Origin of the sequence: Pseudomonas sp. NPDC078416 (genome assembly GCF_050268485.1) — a bacterium.
Classification (GTDB): Bacteria; Pseudomonadota; Gammaproteobacteria; order Pseudomonadales; family Pseudomonadaceae; genus Aquipseudomonas.
This window is the reverse complement of sequence record NZ_JBNNGV010000004.1, coordinates 1-20,756: the sequence shown is the minus strand read 5'-3', so window position 1 is coordinate 20,756 and position 20,756 is coordinate 1. Positions and strand designations below refer to the sequence as shown.

General features: G+C 61.8%; 20 protein-coding genes. All 20 read right to left on the bottom strand.

What is annotated here, in order from left to right; all coding sequences use genetic code 11:
• Positions 1-501: 501 nt before the first annotated feature.
• Complete coding sequence (locus ACQKEN_RS06855; protein WP_133775873.1) at positions 502-900, bottom strand: DUF2802 domain-containing protein; 399 nt, start codon at positions 898-900, stop codon at positions 502-504.
• Positions 901-1,380 carry a chemotaxis protein CheW gene (locus tag ACQKEN_RS06850; protein WP_065987319.1) on the bottom strand — a complete coding sequence of 160 codons (480 nt, stop codon included), beginning with the start codon at positions 1,378-1,380 and terminating at the stop codon, positions 901-903.
• Between the two features lie 72 nt (positions 1,381-1,452).
• Positions 1,453-2,394 (bottom strand): chemotaxis protein CheW, encoded by a 942-nt coding sequence (locus ACQKEN_RS06845; RefSeq protein ID WP_427684618.1) that lies wholly within the window; start codon positions 2,392-2,394, stop codon positions 1,453-1,455.
• 113 nt (positions 2,395-2,507) lie between these two features.
• Positions 2,508-3,296 (bottom strand): ParA family protein, encoded by a 789-nt coding sequence (locus tag ACQKEN_RS06840; protein WP_192174161.1) that lies wholly within the window; start codon positions 3,294-3,296, stop codon positions 2,508-2,510.
• Positions 3,297-3,333: 37 nt separating this feature from the next.
• The gene (motD, locus tag ACQKEN_RS06835) at positions 3,334-4,215 is read right to left on the bottom strand and encodes a flagellar motor protein MotD (protein ID WP_369307588.1); all 882 of its coding nucleotides are present in this window, start codon (positions 4,213-4,215) and stop codon (positions 3,334-3,336) included.
• 7 nt (positions 4,216-4,222) lie between these two features.
• Positions 4,223-4,963 (bottom strand): flagellar motor protein, encoded by a 741-nt coding sequence (locus tag ACQKEN_RS06830; protein ID WP_133775877.1) that lies wholly within the window; start codon positions 4,961-4,963, stop codon positions 4,223-4,225.
• Positions 4,963-6,129 carry a protein-glutamate methylesterase/protein-glutamine glutaminase gene (locus ACQKEN_RS06825; protein WP_427684615.1) on the bottom strand — a complete coding sequence of 389 codons (1,167 nt, stop codon included), beginning with the start codon at positions 6,127-6,129 and terminating at the stop codon, positions 4,963-4,965. The genes ACQKEN_RS06830 and ACQKEN_RS06825 overlap by 1 nt, the downstream gene beginning before the upstream one ends.
• A 424-nt stretch (positions 6,130-6,553) precedes the next feature.
• Positions 6,554-8,893 (bottom strand): chemotaxis protein CheA, encoded by a 2,340-nt coding sequence (locus ACQKEN_RS06820; protein ID WP_427684613.1) that lies wholly within the window; start codon positions 8,891-8,893, stop codon positions 6,554-6,556.
• Positions 8,894-9,037: 144 nt separating this feature from the next.
• Positions 9,038-9,826, bottom strand: a complete 789-nt coding sequence (locus ACQKEN_RS06815) for a protein phosphatase CheZ (RefSeq protein ID WP_122536798.1) — start codon at positions 9,824-9,826, stop codon at positions 9,038-9,040.
• 19 nt (positions 9,827-9,845) lie between these two features.
• On the bottom strand, positions 9,846-10,220 hold the full coding sequence (locus tag ACQKEN_RS06810) for a chemotaxis response regulator CheY (protein WP_172612850.1): 375 nt from the start codon (positions 10,218-10,220) through the stop codon (positions 9,846-9,848).
• Positions 10,221-10,461: 241 nt separating this feature from the next.
• Positions 10,462-11,205 (bottom strand): RNA polymerase sigma factor FliA, encoded by a 744-nt coding sequence (gene fliA, locus ACQKEN_RS06805; protein WP_122536797.1) that lies wholly within the window; start codon positions 11,203-11,205, stop codon positions 10,462-10,464.
• Complete coding sequence (fleN, locus tag ACQKEN_RS06800) at positions 11,202-12,035, bottom strand: flagellar synthesis regulator FleN (RefSeq protein ID WP_037011520.1); 834 nt, start codon at positions 12,033-12,035, stop codon at positions 11,202-11,204. Before fleN ends, fliA begins: the two co-directional genes overlap by 4 nt.
• A 118-nt stretch (positions 12,036-12,153) precedes the next feature.
• Positions 12,154-13,497, bottom strand: a complete 1,344-nt coding sequence (gene flhF / locus ACQKEN_RS06795; RefSeq protein WP_074892898.1) for a flagellar biosynthesis protein FlhF — start codon at positions 13,495-13,497, stop codon at positions 12,154-12,156.
• Between the two features lie 11 nt (positions 13,498-13,508).
• On the bottom strand, positions 13,509-15,638 hold the full coding sequence (flhA, locus tag ACQKEN_RS06790; RefSeq protein ID WP_427684609.1) for a flagellar biosynthesis protein FlhA: 2,130 nt from the start codon (positions 15,636-15,638) through the stop codon (positions 13,509-13,511).
• Between the two features lie 727 nt (positions 15,639-16,365).
• Positions 16,366-17,097 (bottom strand): anti-sigma factor, encoded by a 732-nt coding sequence (locus tag ACQKEN_RS06785; RefSeq protein ID WP_427684607.1) that lies wholly within the window; start codon positions 17,095-17,097, stop codon positions 16,366-16,368.
• A complete protein-coding gene (locus ACQKEN_RS06780) occupies positions 17,094-17,657 on the bottom strand; it encodes a sigma-70 family RNA polymerase sigma factor (protein WP_427684605.1) in 564 nt (187 codons plus the stop codon). Before ACQKEN_RS06780 ends, ACQKEN_RS06785 begins: the two co-directional genes overlap by 4 nt.
• Positions 17,658-17,768: 111 nt before the next feature.
• Positions 17,769-18,311, bottom strand: a complete 543-nt coding sequence (locus ACQKEN_RS06775) for a DUF3455 domain-containing protein (protein WP_427684603.1) — start codon at positions 18,309-18,311, stop codon at positions 17,769-17,771.
• A 231-nt stretch (positions 18,312-18,542) separates the two neighbouring features.
• Entirely contained in the window at positions 18,543-19,100 is a 558-nt protein-coding gene (locus ACQKEN_RS06770) for a fasciclin domain-containing protein (RefSeq protein ID WP_133775885.1), read from the bottom strand.
• A 74-nt stretch (positions 19,101-19,174) separates the two neighbouring features.
• Entirely contained in the window at positions 19,175-19,888 is a 714-nt protein-coding gene (locus tag ACQKEN_RS06765) for an anti-sigma factor (RefSeq protein WP_427684601.1), read from the bottom strand.
• Positions 19,885-20,460 carry a sigma-70 family RNA polymerase sigma factor gene (locus ACQKEN_RS06760; RefSeq protein WP_427684599.1) on the bottom strand — a complete coding sequence of 192 codons (576 nt, stop codon included), beginning with the start codon at positions 20,458-20,460 and terminating at the stop codon, positions 19,885-19,887. Before ACQKEN_RS06760 ends, ACQKEN_RS06765 begins: the two co-directional genes overlap by 4 nt.
• Positions 20,461-20,756 lie beyond the last annotated feature (296 nt).

Below are 20,756 nucleotides of genomic sequence, written 5' to 3'. Positions count from 1 at the left end.
CAGGAAAATCGCATTCGCCAGCACGCCGGCTCCTACGGATGTTGCATACGATCGTGAGTACTCAAACGCCGCAAAACCCAGTGCAGGAGCGCGCTTGCCCGCGAACGCGTTGGAACCGCTGCCGCTGAATGACTGACTCGCCGCGATCACTGTAGGAGCCGGCTTGCTGGCGAAGGCGTCGTGTCAGTCGCCGAGCAGGTCACAGGAAAATCGCATTCGCCAGCAAGCCGGCTCCTACGGATGTTGCATACGATCATAAGTATTCAAACGCCGCAAAACCCCGTGCAGGAGCGTGCTTGCCCGCGAAGGCATCGGAACCGCTGCCGCTGAATGACTGACTCACCGCGATCACTGTAGGAGCCGGCTTGCTGGCGAACGCGTCGTGTCAGTCGCCGAGCAGGTCACAGGAAAATCGCATTCGCCAGCACGCCGGCTCCTACGGATTTTGCGTACGGCCGTCGGTATCTAAACGCCGCAAATCCCAGTGCAGGAGCACGCTTTCTACCGATTACCGCCATGCATCTTGGTCATCAGCTGCGCTTCGGCCTGGGTCAGGCCGCAGGATTGGGTGAGTTCGTCGATGCTGGCGCCCATGCCGACCAGGCGGGCGGCCTGGGCGAAGGACAGTGTGGAAGGGTCGCGCTGTTCGAGCGCGGTGATCTTGTCGGGGAGCAGTGCGACGATGGAACGCAACTCGTGCAGTTCCTCGCCCATTCTCACCGTTCCGCTCTGGTAATTTTCCAGGCGCCGGGCCAGCTCGCGGATGCGCTGATCACGCAGCGAATCCGCTTCCAGCTGCTGCATGGCCAGGGTGCGCAGGCGTTTGGTGTGGGCCATGAACATCGCGACGCTCGCGACCCACAACACCGCCAGGAAAATGACCGCCACATCAAGAATCAATCAGATGTTCTCCAGCTCGGACCACTCTTCCTCGGACATCATTTTGTCCAGTTCCACGAGGATCAGCAGTTCGCCGTTCTTGTTGCACACGCCCTGGATGAATTTGGCGGATTCGTCGTTGCCCACGTTCGGCGCGGTTTCGACTTCCGACTGACGCAGGTAAACCACTTCAGCCACGCTATCGACCAGGATCCCGACCACTTGCTTGTCGGCCTCGATGATCACGATACGCGTGTTGTCGCTGACTTCAACCGGCGGCAGACCAAAGCGCTGACGAGTGTCGATGACAGTGACCACGTTGCCGCGCAGGTTGATGATCCCCAGCACGTAGCTTGGCGCGCCCGGCACCGGAGCGATCTCGGTGTAGCGCAGCACTTCCTGAACCTGCATCACGTTGATGCCATACGACTCGTTGTCCAGGCGGAAGGTGACCCATTGCAGAATCGGATCTTCGGAACCCTGTGCTGACGACTTCTTCATACCCCTAACCCCTTGCGTGTTGTGCCGTGCGGTCGACGTTTCTTACGCCGCCCTGTGTTGATCTGATGATGTTTATTGATGCATCTTCATCTGCTTGACCGCGCCACTGGCAATCAGCTCGGCCAGCTCGGAAACGTCCAGCAACGCACACATGTGCTCGATCACCGTCCCGGCAAGCCAGGGCCGCTGACCACGATGGGTGCGCCATTTGATTTCATTGGGGTCCAGGCGCAACGAGCGGCTGACCTGATGCACCGCCAGCCCCCACTCATAGCCCTGAACCGATATCACGTATTGCAGGCCCTGACGGAAATCGTCGCGGTAGCGGTCCGGCATGATCCAGCGCGCCGTGTCCAGCACCTTCAGGTTGCCGGCCTGGCTGGGCAGGATCCCGAGAAACCAGTCGGGCTGACCGAACAGCGGCGTCAAATCATGGCCCGCCAGCGGGTAAATCGAACCCAGGCACACCAGCGGCACCGCGAGAGTCAGACCGGCGACGTCGAACAGCAGGCATTCGAACGGCTCGGCCGCCCAGGCCGGGCGCTCGTCACCCGTGGGCGGAGGCGTCGGTGTGCGCTGGGCAGACAGATGCACGTCGACGACCGGCTCGATCAGGGCCACCGGTGGTTCTTCCACCGCCGGCGCTTCAACCTGCGGTTCTGGCTCAGGTTCAAACACCGGCGGCAGGATCACCGGCGGCAACGCCACTGGCCGTTCCATTACCCGTGCCGCAGCCGGTTCAGGCTGCGCCGAATAAGCGAGCGACACCGGCGCAGGCCGGCCCATGGAAGCAGGCTGCGACGCCGGCAACGCAGGGGGCAGCGCCGCAGCAACCGCCGCTGCTACCGCGGAACGCATGCGTGCGTCATGGGCCTGCTCTTCGAGCACGGCCGCTTGAAATTCATCCACAGACTCGACGACCTGCAGCTCCTCGGTCGCGTCATACAGCAACGCGTCCAGGTAGTTCTGCAGCGCCAGTTGTGGTCGTGAAGCGATGTCCAGGGGGCGGTTCATACAGGAGCCCGAAAAGTAGTGATGCGATTACCGCCTGAAACAGATATCGGCTGCATAGCCGATGGACTTGAGCGTGCAGGCGCGCCGCTCGACAAATAATGATCAGCGGCCACTCAGGCCACCTGCCCGACAAGCTGTTCGGTGAGCATGTGCTTGAGCAACGCGCGGTAGGCCAGCACGCCACGGCTCTTGTTGTCGAACTGTGACGGCGTCACGCCCGCGCGGCTGGCATCGCGCAGTCGCGTGTCCACCGGAATGAACGCATTCCAGACGTGTTCCGGGTAACTGTCGCGCAGCAGCTTGAGGGTGCTCATCGACGCCTGGGTGCGGCGGTCGAACAGCGTGGGCACGATGGTGTACGGCAGCGGCACCTTGCGCGAGCGGTTGATCATCGCCAGCGTGTTGACCATGCGCTCCAGGCCCTTCACCGCGAGGAATTCGGTCTGCACCGGGATCGCCAGTTGCTGGCTCGCCGCCAGGGCGTTGACCATCAACACGCCCAGCAACGGCGGGCTGTCGATGATCGCGTAATCGAAGTCCTGCCATAGCTGCGCCAGGCTCCTGGCAATCACCAGGCCCAGGCCGCTCTGCCCCGGCGACTGGCGCTCGAGGGTAGCCAGCGCGGTGCTCGACGGCAGCAGCGAAATGCGTTTGTCACTGGTCGGCAGCAGCAACTGGCCCGGCAAACCGTCCGGCACCACGCCCTTGTTGAGGAACAGGTCGAAGCTGCTGTGTTCCAGCGTATCGGGATCTTGCCCGAAATAACTGGTCATCGAGCCATGGGGATCGAGGTCCACCACGACCACGCGCTTGCCCGCCTCTGCCAGCAAGCCGGCTAAAGCGATGGAGGTGGTGGTCTTGCCGACCCCGCCTTTCTGATTGGCTACTGCCCAGACTCTCATGTACTCGTTTTCCCCCCGACCAAAGCGACGACCGGGTTTAAGGGGCAGATGACGAAGATTTGACGCCTTGCGGCGGCTTGGCCGGGACCGGTGCAGTTTGTGTGCCAGCACGACGCAGCGCAGCATCGGGTTTTGCATTGGCCGTGGTGCCCGAGCCCGTGAGGCTGCGGCGCACGTCCAGGTTGCGCGAGATCACCAGCACCACGCGACGGTTGCGCGCGCGGCCATCGGCGGTGGCATTGGAGGTCAGCGGCTGGAACTCGCCATAGCCCACCGAGGCCAGCCGCGCCGGGTTGATCCCGTCCATGGCCAGCATGCGCACGATGCTCGATGAACGCGCCGACGACAGCTCCCAGTTGGTCGGGAACTGCCCGGTGTTGATCGGCTGGTTATCGGTGAAGCCTTCGACGTGAACGGGGTTGTCGAACGGCTTGATGATCTTCGCGACCTTGTCGATCAGGTCAAACGCCTGATTGCTCGGCATCGCGTCGCCGCTGCCGAACAGCAGGCTGGAATTAAGCTCGATCTCGATCCACAGCTCGTTGCCGCGCACGGTCATCTGCTTGGAAGCGATCAGGTCGCCGAACGCCGCATTGACGTCATCGGCAATGGATTTCAGCGGGTCGTCTGCGGCCTGGCCCAACGCGGCGTCGGTCTGCTCGCTGTCCTGAACCAGCGGATCGGCAGGCCGGACGGTCTGCGGTTTCTGTTCGCCAATGGGGATCGGCTTGACGCTGCGCTCGGGCTCGTTGAACACCCCGACCAGCGCTTCGGACAGCACCTTGTATTTGCCTTCGTTCAACGACGAGATGGAATACATGACCACGAAAAACGCGAACAGCAAGGTGATGAAGTCCGCGTAGGACACCAGCCAGCGTTCGTGATTTTCGTGCTCTTCCTGGCGACGTCGGCGGGCCATCAGTCCATCACTCCATGAAGCCTTGCAGCTTCAGTTCGATCGAGCGCGGGTTCTCGCCTTCGGCAATCGACAGCAGGCCTTCGAGGAGCATTTCCCGGTAGCGCGACTGGCGGATTGCCACAGCCTTGAGCTTGTTCGCCACCGGCAGAAGAATCAGGTTGGCGGAGGCAACGCCATAAATGGTCGCCACGAACGCCACCGCAATGCCACTGCCCAGTTGATTGGGATCGGCGAGGTTGCCCATTACGTGGATCAGGCCCATGACCGCGCCGATGATGCCGACGGTTGGCGCGTAGCCGCCCATGCTTTCGTAGACTTTTGCCGCCTGGATGTCGCGGCTTTCCTGGGTGATGAAATCCACTTCCAGAATGCCGCGAATGGCCGCAGGCTCAGCGCCGTCCACCAGCAGTTGCAGGCCTTTGCGCGAATAGGCATCGGGTTCCGAGTCCGCCACGGCTTCAAGTCCGAGCAGGCCCTCCTTGCGCGCGGTGAGGCTCCAGGACACGACGCGATCAATGCCGCCGGCCAGATCGATGCGTGGCGGAAACAGAATCCAGATGAAGATCTGCATCGCCCGCTTGAACGCGCTCATGGGCGTCTGCAGCAGGCAGGCCGCCAGCGTACCGCCAAGGACGATCAAGGCAGCCGGGCCGTTGAGCAATGCGCCCAGGTGCCCGCCTTCGAGGAAGTTGCCGCCAATGATCGCGACGAACGCCAGAATGATCCCTATGAGCGTCAAGACATCCATCAGCTGCAGGCCTCCACCAAGTGGCGCCCGATGTCGTCGAGGCTGTAAACGGCGTCGGCCAGTTCGGCTTTGACGATCGCCATGGGCATGCCGTAGATCACGCAGCTGGCTTCGTCCTGCGCCCAGATCTGGCTGCCGCTCTGCTTGAGCAGACGCGCGCCTTCACGGCCGTCGGCGCCCATCCCGGTGAGGACGACCGCGAGGACTTTGTCGCTGTAGGATTTTGCCGCCGAGCCAAAAGTGATGTCCACGCAGGGCTTGTAGTTCAGGCGCTCGTCACCCGGCAGGATTTTCACCGCGCCGCGACCATCAACCATCATCTGCTTCCCACCCGGGGCCAGCAGTGCAAGACCGGGACGCAGGATGTCGCCGTCTTCGGCTTCCTTGACGCTGATGCGGCACAGCTTGTCGAGGCGTTCGGCGAAGGCCTTGGTGAAGGCGGCCGGCATGTGCTGGATCAGCACGATGGGCGCCGGGAAGTTGGCCGGCAGTTGGGTCAGCACCCGCTGCAAGGCCACCGGGCCACCGGTGGACGTGCCGATCGCCACCAGTTTGTAGGCCTTGCGCTTGGGCGCACCTGAGGTTGGCGCGTGGTGAGAGGCCGCCGGTGCATGATGCTGCGACGCCGGAGCGGGCGAACGTGCTGGCGCTGGCGCCGGACGTGAGGGGCTTGGTGCGGCAGACGTGCTGCGCGGTGCAGCGGGCGCAGCAGAGGGCGCGGGTGCCGAGGTAGCAGAAGGCGTGCTGCCATAACCGCTGAAACGACGGTTGCTGCGGGAGATGCTGTGCACTTTTTCGCACAGCATCTGTTTGACTTTCTCGGGGTTGCGCGAGATGTCTTCGAAATTTTTCGGCAGGAAATCCACCGCCCCGGCGTCCAGCGCATCGAGAGTGACCCGGGCGCCTTCGTGGGTCAGGGAGGAGAACATCAACACCGGGGTCGGGCAACGCTGCATGATGTGACGGACCGCGGTAATGCCATCCATCATCGGCATTTCGTAGTCCATGGTGATCACGTCGGGCTTGAGGGCCAGGGCTTGTTCAATGGCTTCCTTGCCATTGGTGGCAGTACCGACCACCTGGATCGTGGGATCCGAAGAGAGAATTTCCGAGACACGACGTCGGAAAAAACCCGAATCGTCCACGACGAGAACCTTGACTGCCATAAACACTCCAAAGAGCGCGCGCCACCCTGAAGGTCGGCGCGCCCTTAATCACGTAGCTTGGGTCACATTGGCGATGCGGGACAGGCCAGTGGGACCGGTTTTCGCGCGTTAAACAGGACCCGCGGGACCTGTAGGACCTATACCTGCAGGACCGGCTTTAGCCGGGAAAGCGTCGGGTATCACACCGAAAAATCAAGGGTGTTCACCCTGCCCTCTTCCCGGCTGAAGCCGGTCCCACTGAAAAACCTCGCAAGGCGCCCTCCGCATGCCGTTAGTGGGACCGGCTTTAGCCGGGAACACGTCAGTTGTCACACCGCAAAATTCACGGTGTCCACACCGGCCCCTTCCCGGCTAAAGCCGGTCCTACAGAACATCGCAAGGCCCCTACAGACATCGCAAGCCGCCCTGCCGAAGCCGATCCTGCTTAACCCATCCGTCGTGCCGCATAGCGCTTGAGCATGCTCGGGACATCGAGAATCAGTGCGATACGACCGTCACCGGTGATGGTGGCCCCCGACATGCCTGGCGTGCCTTGCAGCATTTTGCCCAGCGGCTTGATCACCACTTCTTCCTGGCCCACCAACTGATCGACGACAAAGCCGATGCGTTGCGTGCCCACCGACAGGATTACCACGTGACCCTCGCGTTGCTCCTCGTGGGCGGCCGAGCTGACCAGCCAGCGCTTGAGGTAGAACAGTGGCAGCGCCTTGTCGCGCACGATGACCACTTCCTGACCGTCGACGACGTTGGTGGTCGACAGGTCCAGGTGGAAAATCTCGTTGACGTTGACCAGCGGGAACGCGAAGGCCTGGTTGCCGAGCATGACCATCAGCGTCGGCATGATCGCCAGGGTCAGCGGCACCTTGATGATGATCTTCGAACCCAGGCCTTTGGTGGAATCGATGCTGATCGAGCCGTTGAGCTGGGCGATCTTGGTTTTCACCACGTCCATCCCTACGCCACGCCCGGACACATCGGAAATCTCGGTCTTGGTCGAGAAGCCCGGGGCGAAGATCAGGTTGTAGCAATCGGTGTCGCTGAGGCGATCCGCTGCGTCCTTGTCCATCACGCCGCGCTTGACCGCGATCGCACGCAGGACCGCAGGGTCCATGCCTTTACCGTCATCGGAAATCGACAGCAGGATGTGATCGCCTTCCTGTTCGGCCGCCAGAATCACACGACCGTTGCGGGGCTTGCCCGACGCCTCGCGCTCTTCAGGCGACTCGATACCGTGGTCGACCGCGTTGCGCACCAAGTGGACCAGCGGATCGGCCAGGGCTTCGACAAGGTTCTTGTCCAGGTCGGTTTCTTCACCCACCAGTTCAAGGCTGATTTCTTTCTTCAGCTGACGCGCCAGATCGCGAACCAGTCGCGGGAAGCGACCGAACACTTTCTTGATCGGCTGCATGCGGGTCTTCATGACCGCGGTCTGCAGGTCAGCGGTGACCACGTCCAGGTTGGAGACGGCCTTGGACATGGCTTCGTCGGCGCTGTTGGCGCCCAGACGCACGAGGCGGTTACGCACCAGCACCAGTTCGCCGACCATGTTCATGATTTCGTCCAGCCGCGCGGTGTCGACACGCACGGTGGTTTCCGCTTCGGTCGGCGGCTTTTCACTGGCCGCCGGAGCAGCAGCGCGGGCCGGGGCTGGAGCAGAAGCAGGAGCCGCTTTGGCCGGGGCCGCCGCAGCAGGCGCTGCTTTGGCCGGTTCGGCTTTGGCGGCGGGCTCAGGCTTATTGGCCGGTGCAGCAGGTGCTGCGGCAGGTGCTGCGGCAGCCACCGCAGGTTCAAACTTGCCTTTGCCGTGCAACTGATCGAGCAAGTCTTCGAATTCGTTATCGGTGATTTCGTCCGAGGCAGCGGCTTTCGACGGGGCGGCGGGCGCAACCGGCGCGGCAGGTGCAGCGGCAGCAGGAGCAGCAGGTGCAGCAGCGCCAACGGCCTCCGGCGAGAAAGAGCCTTTGCCGTGCAACTGATCCAGCAGCGACTCGAATTCGTCGTCTGTGATTTCGTCACTGGCCGGTGCGGCAGACGGCGTCGCAGCGGCCGGCGGCGTTACAGCGGCAGGCGGTTGCACAGCATCGACGGCGAACTGGCCTTTGCCATGCAGCTGATCGAGGAGTGATTCGAATTCGGCGTCGGTGATTTCATCGCTGGCCGCGGTGCCGGCCGGTGCAGCGGAAACCGCGGCCGCCGGTGCTGCGGCGACGGGTGCCGGTGCAGCAGCAACAGGCGCAGGCGCCCCTGCCGCTTGCGCCTTGACGGCGTTCAGCGAATCCAGAAGCTGTTCGAATTCAAGGTCTGTGATGTCTTCGGACGGTGCTTCAGCGACCGGTTCTTCAACTACCGGTGCCGCCGCAATTTCTTCTGCCGATGCCGGCTCAGCCAGGCGAGACAGCGCGGCCAGCAATTCAGGCGTGGCCGGGGTGACGCTGGAACGCTCGCGCACCTGACCGAACATGCTGTTGACGGTGTCGAGTGCTTCAAGCACCACGTCCATGAGCTCCGAGTCGACGCGGCGTTCACCCTTGCGCAGGATGTCGAACACGTTCTCGGCGATGTGACAGCATTCAACCAGCTCGTTGAGCTGGAGGAAGCCGGCGCCCCCTTTTACAGTGTGAAAACCGCGAAAAATTGCATTGAGCAGGTCCGCATCGTCCGGCCGGCTTTCCAGCTCGACCAACTGCTCTGACAACAGCTCGAGAATCTCGCCGGCCTCTACCAGAAAATCCTGAAGGATTTCTTCATCGGCGCCGAAGCTCATTGGGGGGTGCTCCTAAAATTAACCGTCAAACCGATCCGGAGGCTGCACTGACGGCCTGCGCGCCTTGCTTTCGTCGAAGCATTGGCGCGCGGGTCCAGCAGCCACTTTCACAGAAAACCTGAAGTCCGAATAAGAATGACCGAATCAGAATCCGAGGCTGGATAGCAGATCGTCAACATCATCCTGTCCGGATACAACGTCTTCACGTTTATCGGCATGAATCTGCGGACCTTCACCCTTGGAGTGAAGTTTTTCTTGTTCTTTTTGCTGACGGAACACTTCCTGGTCGTGCTCGATGCCCGCGAAGCGGTCCACCTGGCTCGCCATGAGCACCAGCTTGAGCAGGTTGCGCTCGACTTCCGTGACCAGTGTGGTCACGCGCTTGATCACTTGACCGGTGAGGTCCTGGTAATCCTGCGCCAGCAGAATGTCGTTGAGATGCGCAGAGACCTCGGTGGTCTCCTTCTCGCTGCGGGTCAGGAACACATCGACACGGCGGGCCAGATCACGAAACTCTTCGGCGCTGATCTCGCGGCGCATGAAGCGTCCCCAATCGGCGCTCAACGACTTGGCATCATCAGTGAGCCCGTGCATCAGCGGCGTGCTCAGCTCCACCAGGTCCATGGTCCGGTTGGCCGCGTTTTCGGTCAGCCTGACCACGTACGACAGCCGTTCGGTGGCGTCGGTGATCTGGGAGACCTCCTCGGCCTGCGGCATGTTCGGGTCGATCTGGAAGTTGACGATCGCGCTGTGCAGCTCGCGCGTCAGTTTGCCGACTTCCTGATACAGGCCGCGGTCGCGGGTCTGGTTAAGCTCATGGATCAGTTGCACAGCGTCGCCGAACTTGCCTTTTTCAAGGCTCGCGACCAGCTCTTGTGCGTGTTTCTTCAGGGTTGACTCAAAGTCACCCATTGTCGAATCTTTGGAATCCATAGCGCCCTCGCAGCGGACATCAGCTATTGACGCGCTCGAATATCTTTTCGATTTTCTCTTTGAGCACTTGCGCAGTGAACGGCTTCACCACGTAGCCGTTCACACCGGCCTGAGCGGCTTCGATGATCTGCTCGCGCTTGGCTTCGGCAGTGACCATCAGCACCGGCAGGCTGCGCAGACGCTCGTCGGCACGTACCTGACGCAACAGGTCAATGCCGGACATGCCCGGCATGTTCCAGTCGGTGACGAGGAAGTCAAAGGCGCCGCTTTGCAGCATCGGCAATGCGGTGAGTCCGTCATCTGCTTCGGCCGTGTTGGTGAACCCAAGGTCACGCAACAGGTTTTTTATGATCCGCCGCATCGTTGAGAAGTCATCAACGATGAGGATTTTCATGTTCTTGTCCAATTCGACCTCCAAGCAGTCTTTAACGCGTTCAGCACCTGAACGCGCGTTCAATCAATACCGGCTCCGAACAGAAAGAGGGATTGAAATCGACCGGGACGAGCGCAGCGAAACCGGATCATCTACGACCCGGTTCGACCGACTCCTGCCGTGTCTCTTCTGCTTCCCGCTCAACGTCTTGCACAGCCGGTCTTACAAGCAAAACACGCAGGCCTCTCGGCCTGCGCCTGATTCATGAACGTGCGCGCCACTCGCCAAGACGACCGCGCAACCGCGCCGCGCATTGGCTGTGCAACTGGCTGACCCGCGACTCGCTGACACCCAGGACCTCACCGATTTCCTTGAGGTTCAGCTCTTCGTCGTAGTACAGCGACAGCACCAGGCGTTCACGTTCGGGCAAGTTGGCAATGGCCTCGGCCAGCGCAGCCTGAAAGCGCTCGTCTTCCAGATCCCGCGACGGTTCGAGGGACTGGCTCGCGCCGTCCTCGTGCAGCCCTTCGTGTTCGCCGTCCTGCAACAGGTCGTCGAAACTGAACAGGCGGCTGCCCAGGGTATCGTTCAAAATCCCGTAGTAATCGTCGAGACTCATTTCAAGTTCGGCAGCAACCTCGTGATCTTTAGCGTCACGGCCGGTTTTTGCTTCGATTGATCGAATCGCGTCACTGACCATGCGCGTGTTGCGGTGAACCGAGCGCGGTGCCCAGTCCCCCTTGCGCACTTCGTCGAGCATTGCGCCACGGATACGAATACCCGCGTACGTCTCGAAGCTGGCCCCTTTGGTGGAGTCGTATTTGGTCGAGACTTCGAGCAAGCCAATCATGCCCGCCTGGATCAAGTCCTCGACCTGCACGCTGGCCGGCAGACGCGCCAGCAAGTGGTAGGCGATTCGTTTGACCAGCGGGGCATAACGCTCGATCAGCTCATACTGGGAGTCTTTGGACGATTTGCTGTACATGCGATAGCCACTTGCTGTCATGAGACGGGCCCTGCGCTGGTGTGATGCACGAGGCGTTCTACGAAAAATTCCAGGTGACCGCGCGGGTTCGCCGGCAGCGGCCAGGTGTCGACTTTCTGCGCGATGGCCTTGAACGCCAGGGCACATTTGGAACGCGGAAACGCTTCGTACACGGCGCGCTGTTTCTGCACGGCCTTGCGTACGCATTCGTCGTACGGCACGGCGCCCACATACTGCAGGGCCACGTCGAGAAAACGGTCGGTGACTTTGGTCAGCTTGGCGAAGAGGTTGCGCCCTTCCTGCGGGCTCTGGGCCATGTTGGCCAGGACGCGGAAGCGGTTCATGCCGTAATCGCGGTTGAGCAATTTGATCAGGGCGTAGGCGTCGGTGATCGACGTGGGCTCGTCGCACACCACCAGCAGCACTTCCTGGGCGGCGCGGACAAAGCTCACCACCGACTCGCCGATGCCGGCGGCGGTATCGATGACCAGCACATCGAGGTTGTCGCCGATGTCACTGAACGCCTGAATCAGCCCGGCATGCTGCGCCGGGGTCAGGTGGACCATGCTCTGGGTGCCCGATGCCGCCGGCACGATGCGCACACCGCCCGGTCCCTGCAGCAGGACATCGCGCAGCTCGCACCGCCCTTCGATGACGTCAGCCAGGGTGCGTTTGGGGGTCAGACCCAACAATACGTCGACGTTGGCCAGACCCAGATCGGCGTCCAGCAACATGACGCGACGTCCCAGCTCGGCCAGTGCCAGTGAAAGATTCACTGAAACGTTGGTCTTGCCTACGCCACCTTTGCCACCGGTCACCGCGATAACCTGTACGGGATGCATGCTGCCCATGTTAATTGTTTACCTTGTCTTGCTTAGACCTAAGCCACATGTCGGGCTGCACGTTCAGTGCCTGAACAATGCCTGGCAGACCATCGATGCAGGAAAATTCCACTGTCATTTTCTCTACCTAGCCCGCGCGCTTGCCGGTGCTGTGATAAAGATCCGCAAACATATCCGCCATCGCTTCCTCGCTAGGCTCCTCCTGCATCTGCACGCTGACAGCCCGGCTCACCAATTGGTGCCGACGCGGCAAATGCAGATCATCCGGTATCCGTGGGCCATCGGTGAGATAGGCCACAGGCAGTTCGTGTGTCACGGCCAGACTGAGCACTTCGCCCAGGCTGGCCGTTTCGTCGAGCTTGGTCAGGATGCACCCGGCCAGGCCGCAACGTTTGTAACTGTGGTAGGCCGCTGACAGCACCTGCTTCTGGCTGGTTGTCGCCAGCACCAGGTAGTTGCGCGCCTTGATGCCACGTCCGGCGAGGGTTTCCAGTTGCAGACGCAGTGCCGGATCGCTGGCTTGCAGGCCGGCGGTGTCGATCAACACCACGCGCTTGCGCAGCAGCGGCTCCAGCGCCTGTGCCAGGGACTGGCCCGGGTCGACGTGGGTGACCGGTACATTGAGGATCCGGCCCAGCGTCTTCAGCTGTTCCTGGGCGCCAATGCGGAAACTGTCCATGCTCACCAGCGCGATATTTTGCGCGCCGTATTTCAACACATATCGGGCCGCCAGTTTAGCCAGCGTGGTGGTTTTGCCCATGCCGGCAGGACCGACCATGGCAATCACACCGCCCTCTTCCAGTGGCTCGACGTCCGGCGTGGCAATCATGCGGGCCAGATGGGCCAGCAGCATGCGCCAGGTGTGGGCCTGATCGCCGGATTCCGGGACCATCGCCAGCAGATCGCGGGACAGCGGGCCGGAGAGGCCAACACGTTGCAGACGGCGCCACAGATTGGCCTGCTGCGGACGGCTGCCTTGCAGTTGATTCCAGGCCAGCGAGCCCAGCTGGACTTCCAGCAGTTCGCGCAGGCCGTTCAATTCGGAGCGCATCGCTTCGTAGGCGCGGTCGCCAACAGCAGGCTCGGCGTTGCGTTCTGCACGCTCGGCGGCCACAGCGGCGTGGATCGACGGGCGGAACGGTTCTTCCAGCGTTGGCTCGATCTGCTTGCTGTCATCCATCGCCAGGCCAACGAACAACTGGCGATTGGCGACAGTGTCCAGCTCGCTGCGGTGGGTCAGCTCAGCCTGAGCGGTGACGATGCGCGACTGGGTCTTGCGCAGCTCTTCTTCGAGTTCGATGTTCGGCACACGCGGGGCCAGCGCAGACAGCTTGTAATCCAGGGCGGCGGTCAGTTCCACGCCGCCGGCGATCCGCCGGTTCCCGATGATGGCGGCTTCAGCGCCCAGCTCATCGCGAACCAGTTTCATGGCTTGTCGCATATCGGCGGCGAAAAAACGCTTAACTTGCATGACTCACTACCTCAGCCGTTAGGCCCGACAGTCGCTACGATGGTGACTTGCTTATTGTCAGGAATTTCCTGGTAAGCCAAAACATGCATATTCGGTACAGCCAACCGTCCAAAGCGGGACAACATGGCGCGAACCGGACCTGCGACCAACAAAATAACCGGCTGCCCCTGCATCTCCTGACGCTGCGCCGCTTCGATCAACGAGCGCTGAAGTTTCTCAGCCATGCTCGGTTCGAGGAGAACGCCTTCTTCCTGACCCTGACCTGCCTTCTGCAGACTATTTAGCAATATCTGTTCCAACCTTGGCTCAAGGGTGATCACAGGCAGCTCCGGCTCAATGCCGACAATGCTTTGGACGATTGCGCGGGACAATCCGACCCGTACGGCAGCCACCAGCGCGGCAGTATCTTGACTACGCGCAGCGTTGTTGGCGATGGCTTCGGCGATGGAGCGGATATCGCGAACCGGCACCTGTTCGGCGAGCAGCGCCTGCAGCACCTTCAGCAGGGCCGACAGCGACAGCACGCCCGGGACCAGTTCTTCCGCCAGTTTTGGCGATCCCTTGGCCAGCAGGGTCATCAATTGCTGGACTTCCTCGTGGCCGATCAGTTCATGAGAGTGCTTGTAGAGAATCTGGTTCAAGTGGGTCGCCACCACGGTGCTGGCGTCTACCACGGTGTACCCGAGGGATTGCGCCTGGGCGCGCTGGCTGATTTCGATCCACACGGCCTCCAGACCAAACGCCGGGTCTTTGGCAGTGATGCCGTTGAGGCTGCCAAATACCTGGCCGGGGTTGATGGCCAGTTCGCGGTCGGGGTAGATCTCGGCTTCGGCCAGAGTCACGCCCATCAGCGTCAGGCGGTAGGCGCTGGGCGCAAGGTCGAGGTTGTCGCGGATGTGCACGGTCGGCATGAGGAAGCCCAACTCCTGGGAGAGCTTCTTGCGCACGCCCTTGATCCGCGCCAGCAGTTGACCACCCTGGTTGCGGTCCACCAGCGGAATCAGGCGGTAGCCCACTTCCAGGCCGATCATGTCGATCGGAGTGACGTCGTCCCAGCCCAGTTCCTTGGATTCCTGTGCGCGGGTCGGCGATGGCAGCAGCTCTTGCTGACGCTTGACCTCCTGCACGGCGGCCAGCTTGACCTGGGTCTGTTTCTTCCACAGCAGGTAGGCGCCACCGGCAGCCACCAGACCGAGGCTGATGAAGGAGAAGTGCGGCATGCCCGGGACCAGGCCCATGACAATCATGATCCCGGCCGATACCGCGAGCGCCTTGTGGGAGGCAAACATCTGGCGGCCCACCAGTTTGCCCATTTCTTCCGAACCGGACGCACGGGTCACCATGATCGCGGCCGCGGTGGACAGCAGCAGTGATGGCAATTGCGCCACCAAACCGTCACCGATGGTCAATAGCGCGTAGACCTTGGCGGCGTCGCCAAAGCTCATGCTGTGCTGCAGGACCCCGACCAGTACGCCGCCGATGAGGTTGATGAAGAGGATCAGCAGGCCGGCGATGGCGTCACCGCGGACGAACTTGCTGGCACCGTCCATGGAGCCGTAGAACTCGGCTTCCTGGGCGACTTCAAGGCGACGGCGTTTGGCTTCGGGCTGGTCGATGAGGCCGGCGTTGAGGTCGGCGTCGATGGCCATTTGTTTGCCGGGCATGGCGTCGAGGGTGAAACGCGCGCTCACCTCGGAGATGCGGCCGGCACCTTTGGTTACCACGACGAAGTTGATGATCATGAGGATAGCGAAGACGACGACACCGACGACGTAGTTGCCGCCGATGACGACTTCACCGAACGCCTGGATGACTTTACCGGCGGCGGCATGGCCGTCCTGGCCGTGGAGCATGACGACGCGGGTGGAGGCGACGTTGAGGGCCAGTCGCAACAGGGTGGCGACGAGGAGGATGGTCGGGAAGACGGAGAAGTCGAGGGGCCGCAGGGCGTAGATACAGACGAGCAGGACGACGATGGACAGGGCGATGTTGAAGGTGAAGAAGACGTCCAGAAGGAACGGCGGCATGGGCAGCATCATCATGGCGAGCATGACGAGGAGCAGCAGCGGTACGCCGAGCTGGCCACGGCCCAGGCCGATCAATCCGGTTCTGGCGTGGGAGATTATCTGAGAGCGTTCCACTGATGGGCACCTGCGCGTTAAATCAATCTTTTGACGCCGAAGCGTTGTATCGGGGTTATTGCAAGAAGGGGTCCAACATTTGGGATTGGGTGAAAATATCAGAGTGCCAGCATTCAGAATTGTGGCTGGCGACAGAAATGCAGTGTCTGGTCTATTGATGGAATCTGCCTGGGGGCAGATGTTTCGCCTTCGGCGAGTTACTTGGAAAAGCACCCCAAGTAACCAAGGGTGCCTGCTCCTGGCTAGGTCCCTCCTCCGTCGGGATTCCCTCACTCCGACGACGCTCCGTGGGCCCGCGCCGAACGGACATCCATGTCCTGACGGCGCTCTCGCCGCATCCCTGCGGCTCGGCTCACTGCGCGTCGTCTGCGTTCGGCCTGCACCCAAGTCGCGATTTGTGGTGTCTGGAATTTTTGCGCATGAAGATCAAGATCAAAAGCAGGTCAAAACCTTCCCGGCTAAAGCCGGTCCCACTGACTGCACGCGGTGCCCTTGTAGGACTGGCTTTAGCCGTGAAGAGGCCTGTGTGACCAGCACCCATTTCACTGAATGCACGCGCTGCTTTTTGTGGGACCGGCTTTAGCCGGGAAGGCGTCAGGTGCGACACTGCAAATCTGGCATCGCGCCTAAGGCCTGTGGCTGATCGTTCCCACGCTCTGCGTGGGAATGCCGACCTCGACGCTCCGCGTCCTCCGACCGAACGGGAGACGCTCATTGGCCAGTGCGTTCAGATCACTTTCACGGCGCGCCCAATGAACTGAATCGGCCCGGTAGGCTTGCCGGTCGGGGAGCCGTTGGGGTTTTCGAGGGTGAGTTCGAAGAGTTGGTTGGGCTGCAACGGTGGCAGTTTGCTCACCGGTACGGAGAGGGTCTGGCCGGGTTTGACCAGGCCCAGGGACACAGGCCCCTGCCAGCCGTCAGCCTTGGTCCAGAACTGGAGGGCCTTGTCGGTGGGGACTGGGGTGGCGCCCAGGGGTATCAGCTGGATTTCTTCAGGGTTGTTGGCCTGAATGACCCAGCCGGGGGCCTGGTTTTGTGGGGCGACCAGCACCACCAGATACGTCGTGGGGTTCACCGGGGCGGTTTGGGTCAACAGCAGCGAGCCCAGCAACAGGGTCGCAACCAGTCCTGCGCCGGCCAATCCGCGCCACAGTGGCAGGAGATCCCACCATGAGTGCGACTTCCCGGCCGCAGCCTTGACGGGAGTCCGGCGGTCGTGGCTGCTGACGCTGCGTTCGATCCGTCCCCACAGCCGCGGACTTGGGGTCTGTGGCTCGGCGAGTTCGGTCAACGCCAGCAGGCGCCCTTCCCAAGCGTCCACTGCTGCGCGCAAAGCGGCGTCCGTGGCGAGGCGGTTCTGGACGTCGAGTCGTTGCTCGGCCGGCAGTGTGCCCAACACGTACTCGCTGGCCAGTACGTCCATTTCATCGGCGCTGTCGTTTGACGGATAGCCTGTCATCCCATGCACTCCCGCAATGCCACCAGACTGCGTTTGATCCAGGCTTTCACCGTGCCCAGCGGCGCGCCCACTTTCTGCGAGATCTCCGCGTGCGAGTAGCCGTCGACGTACGCATGAAGAATGCAGTGGCGCCGCGCCGGTTCCAGTTGCTCCAGGCACCCGTAGATACGCCCCGAGCGGGCGCTGTATTCAAAACGGTCGACTTCGGTCGCAACGTCCATTGCAGCCTCGGCCAGCACCGCGTTTTCGCTCTGCTCGCTCACCTGGACTGTCTGCGCGTTGTCACGCATGAAATTCAGCGCCAAGTGCCGCGTCACGCTGAAGATCCAGCCACGGGCGGTGCCTCGCGCCGGATCGTAACTGCCGGCGCGGGTCCAGATTTTAATGAAGGCGTCGTGCACGATGTCCTCGGCCAGTGCGTCGCCGCGGACGATCCGCTTGGCGACGCCAAGCAGACGTGCGCTTTCCTGGGTGTAGAGGTCGTGCAAGGCCCGCCGCTCACCTCGAGCGCAGGCAGCCAGACAGGCTTCGTAGTCAAAACAGTCTTCAGGTAGGGACAAAATGTTCAACCGCCAACGAAAAGAAATACCCCGACCCAAAGGCCGGGGTGACGTCGGTGCAGCGTAGATGACTTTGTGCGTCAGCGGCGCGGCATGACGTGGGACGTTGGTCTACTTGGCCGCCCAGAAAATATAGTCCGCCTGATATTTCACGATTTCCTGCTTGCCCTTGGTCGCCATCGAACACTCCATCTTCGGCGCGACACCGCCTTTGGTCGCCACGCGCTGGATGTAGCTGACGTTGCTCATCGCGCCCTTGCCTTCCGCAGGGTTGGCTTTCACCAGCTGATACGGAATATCGCCCGTCCCGGCGGGGGCCACGGCGAGCTGGGTACCGGTGATCTTCGAACCGTCAGCGGCCTGCCACGTCGCCGGTGGCCCGAAGTACGTGCCGACCTGCTTGCCGCTGCGGTCATTCAATACCGCTTTCGGGCCGACGAATGTCCACTCGGTCTGGCCGGCAGCGTTGGGCTTGTCGCGGCACTCATAGGTGATCTCGCCCACGCCCACCGTCTCCATCGCGATCTTGTGACCGTCCGGAACCTTGACCGCGTCAGGCAACGCCATCTGCGCATACGCGCCCGGCGCCGTGGCCAGCAGGCAAGTGGCTGCCAATGAAACACCGAACGAACCCAGTAATTTTTTAGCGTTCATGCCATCTCTCCATTAGATAAACAGGTCAGCAGCCATCGCTACTGCTTGTACTACCCGGGGGAGAACGAACTGGATGCAGGGATTTGAAAATAAATGTGGGCGGGGAATAGCGACGGTACGGGAAGGTGAGCAGAGGGGGTCCGTTGCGCGACATGAAGTCCATCGCCAGGTCAGGCCCTGGACCCGGTGGACAGGGCTGTCCACCGGGTATAGCAGCGTTTACGCCAGCGGTTACGGCATCAGCACCGAGTCGACCACGTGGATGACACCATTGGACTGCATCACGTCAGCGATGCTAACCGCGCTCTTGCCGCCTTTGGCGTCCATCACCCACAGCTTGCCGTCATGGGGCATCACGGTGAGGGATTCGCCCTGTACGGTTTTCAGCATCACCTTGCCGCCGTTCATTTTGGCGTCCGCCATCAATTGTTTGGCGGTGTGGGTACCGGCGACGACGTGGTACGTCAGAATTTTGGTCAGGTCCGCTTTGTTCTCAGGCTTGACCAGGGTATCGACGGTACCGGCAGGCAGTTTGGCGAAGGCTTCGTTGGTGGGAGCGAACACGGTGAACGGGCCTTTGCTGTTCAGTGTGTCCACCAGACCTGCAGCTTTGACCGCCGCCACCAGGGTGGTGTGGTCCTTGGAGTTGACGGCGTTCTCGACGATGGTCTTGGTCGGGTACATGGCGGCGCCACCGACCATAACGGTGTCGGCGGCAAAACCAGGCGATGCAGCGAGGCAGAGGGCAGCGAAGGAGGCAGCGGCAATGCGTTTGGCAATGGTCAACATGGTACTTCTCCCAGATTCTTAGGTCCTTCGGATGAAGGTGAGAGAGATACGAAGCAGCTTCCGAAACGGATGCATCAAAGTGAAAATATTTTTCCCTGGGCGACGACCGGTCCGGTGGGCTGCCCGTTCGGAGACCCGTTCAACGGCTCAAGGGTGACCGCCAGCACTGCGCCGCTGGCGAGCAGGTCAGCCAGTTGCGGCGTTACGTTAAGCGTTGCCGAAGCATTGGCCGGCAGCACACCCAGCGATCGGGGCTTGCCATCGGCGGCGATCACCCAGGCTTCGGCACTCTTGCCTGGCCAGTCATTGTGGTGCGTGTTGACGAACAGCACGCTGCGCCGGTCAGGGTTGATCGTGGCGGCAAACAGCGTATCGCCGCTGCTTTGATCCAGACGCGCCAGCAGTGCAGGCCCTGATGCTGGCGCCGAAACAGGCTGCTGAAGGGTCAGCACAGACGCCAGCAACCCGGCAGCCAGCGCGGCGGTCGTCCAGCGCCAGAGCCCGAGGTTGTTCCACCAGCCTGACGCCCGTGACGGCGGATGACTGGCTCCCGCAAACAATCGCTGCTCAATCCTGCGCCAGGTAGCCGCCGGAGGGCTGGACGCGGGTAATTGACCCAGCCACTCGGCGAAGTGCGCCTGCCACTGCTCCATCGCGCGTTGATGGCGAGGCTCCCGCGCAATCATCGTCTCCACCCGATCACGCTCTTGGCGGTCGAGCACGCCAAGGGCGTACTCCGCGATCAGCAGGTCCGGGGTCTCGTCGGGAGGGAGGGGATGCTCGTTCATAGGCCAAGGCACAAGCGCAGTCGAAGCAACCCGCGACGAATCCAGCTTTTCATCGTCCCCAGCGCAATGCCGTGGCGCTCGGCGAGCTCGGCGTACGAGTAACCCTCGAAGAACGCGACGCGGATATAGCGTTGCTGCGCTTCTTCGAGGGTTTCCAGGCAGCGGTCCAACTGGCTGCCCTCCTGCTCGCGTTCGAGAGAGTCCGGGATGGAGTCCTGCGTGGATAATTCGGGGAGGGTTTCGAGAGGGTCGTGAGGGCGACGGGCCCTGCGCCGGTCAATGGCCTTGTTGCGCGCCATGGTCGCCAGCCAGGTCATGGCGCTGGCCAGTTGCGGATCGAAGCGAGAGGCCTTCAGCCATGCCATGATGTACACCTCTTGCAGGACCTCTTCAGCCTCGGCCCGATTGCCGGAATAGTGCAGGCAGATACCGAACAGCCTGGCCGACGTGGCGTGATACATCGCCTCGAACGCCAGTCGATCCCCTTTCCCGCAGGCCTGCAACAAGGCATTCAACGCCTCGGCGCCGGACTGGGCGTCAGATAACTGGGCTGCATTTGATCGAATGGTCAAGTGGCGAGGCCTTGAAGGAGACTGCGGTCACTCTAGACGGTTTTTGCCAGAGCGGTAATCCCCCGGCTACGCGAGCAGCCTTAATTGCGAAGATCAAGAGCGTCTGCCTAGGGGCAGACAGTTTCGCCTTCGGCGAGTTACTTGGAAAAGCACCCCAAGTAACCAAGGGTGCTTGCTCTCGGTTTGGCCCTTCGTTCCTCAGGGTTCCTTCACTCCGGTCTCGCTCCGTGGGCCCGCTGCCATCCGCCATCCATGGCGGGGGGCAGCTCTCGCCGCATCCATGCGGCTCGGCCCAC

What these genes read in the sequence shown, in the direction of transcription:
- flhF (WP_074892898.1), bottom strand. Translation starts at nt 13,497, where the DNA reads ATGCAAGTTAAGCGTTTTTTCGCCGCCGATATGCGACAAGCCATGAAA.
- fliA (WP_122536797.1), bottom strand. Translation starts at nt 11,205, where the DNA reads ATGACAGCAAGTGGCTATCGCATGTACAGCAAATCGTCCAAAGACTCC.
- ACQKEN_RS06830 (WP_133775877.1), bottom strand. Translation starts at nt 4,963, where the DNA reads ATGGATGTCTTGACGCTCATAGGGATCATTCTGGCGTTCGTCGCGATC.
- ACQKEN_RS06820 (WP_427684613.1), bottom strand. Translation starts at nt 8,893, where the DNA reads ATGAGCTTCGGCGCCGATGAAGAAATCCTTCAGGATTTTCTGGTAGAG.
- ACQKEN_RS06785 (WP_427684607.1), bottom strand. Translation starts at nt 17,097, where the DNA reads ATGACAGGCTATCCGTCAAACGACAGCGCCGATGAAATGGACGTACTG.
- ACQKEN_RS06845 (WP_427684618.1), bottom strand. Translation starts at nt 2,394, where the DNA reads ATGAACCGCCCCCTGGACATCGCTTCACGACCACAACTGGCGCTGCAG.
- ACQKEN_RS06810 (WP_172612850.1), bottom strand. Translation starts at nt 10,220, where the DNA reads ATGAAAATCCTCATCGTTGATGACTTCTCAACGATGCGGCGGATCATA.
- ACQKEN_RS06770 (WP_133775885.1), bottom strand. Translation starts at nt 19,100, where the DNA reads ATGTTGACCATTGCCAAACGCATTGCCGCTGCCTCCTTCGCTGCCCTC.
- ACQKEN_RS06815 (WP_122536798.1), bottom strand. Translation starts at nt 9,826, where the DNA reads ATGGATTCCAAAGATTCGACAATGGGTGACTTTGAGTCAACCCTGAAG.
- ACQKEN_RS06840 (WP_192174161.1), bottom strand. Translation starts at nt 3,296, where the DNA reads ATGAGAGTCTGGGCAGTAGCCAATCAGAAAGGCGGGGTCGGCAAGACC.
- fleN (WP_037011520.1), bottom strand. Translation starts at nt 12,035, where the DNA reads ATGGGCAGCATGCATCCCGTACAGGTTATCGCGGTGACCGGTGGCAAA.
- ACQKEN_RS06775 (WP_427684603.1), bottom strand. Translation starts at nt 18,311, where the DNA reads ATGAACGCTAAAAAATTACTGGGTTCGTTCGGTGTTTCATTGGCAGCC.
- ACQKEN_RS06825 (WP_427684615.1), bottom strand. Translation starts at nt 6,129, where the DNA reads ATGGCAGTCAAGGTTCTCGTCGTGGACGATTCGGGTTTTTTCCGACGT.
- motD (WP_369307588.1), bottom strand. Translation starts at nt 4,215, where the DNA reads ATGGCCCGCCGACGTCGCCAGGAAGAGCACGAAAATCACGAACGCTGG.
- ACQKEN_RS06765 (WP_427684601.1), bottom strand. Translation starts at nt 19,888, where the DNA reads ATGAACGAGCATCCCCTCCCTCCCGACGAGACCCCGGACCTGCTGATC.
- ACQKEN_RS06850 (WP_065987319.1), bottom strand. Translation starts at nt 1,380, where the DNA reads ATGAAGAAGTCGTCAGCACAGGGTTCCGAAGATCCGATTCTGCAATGG.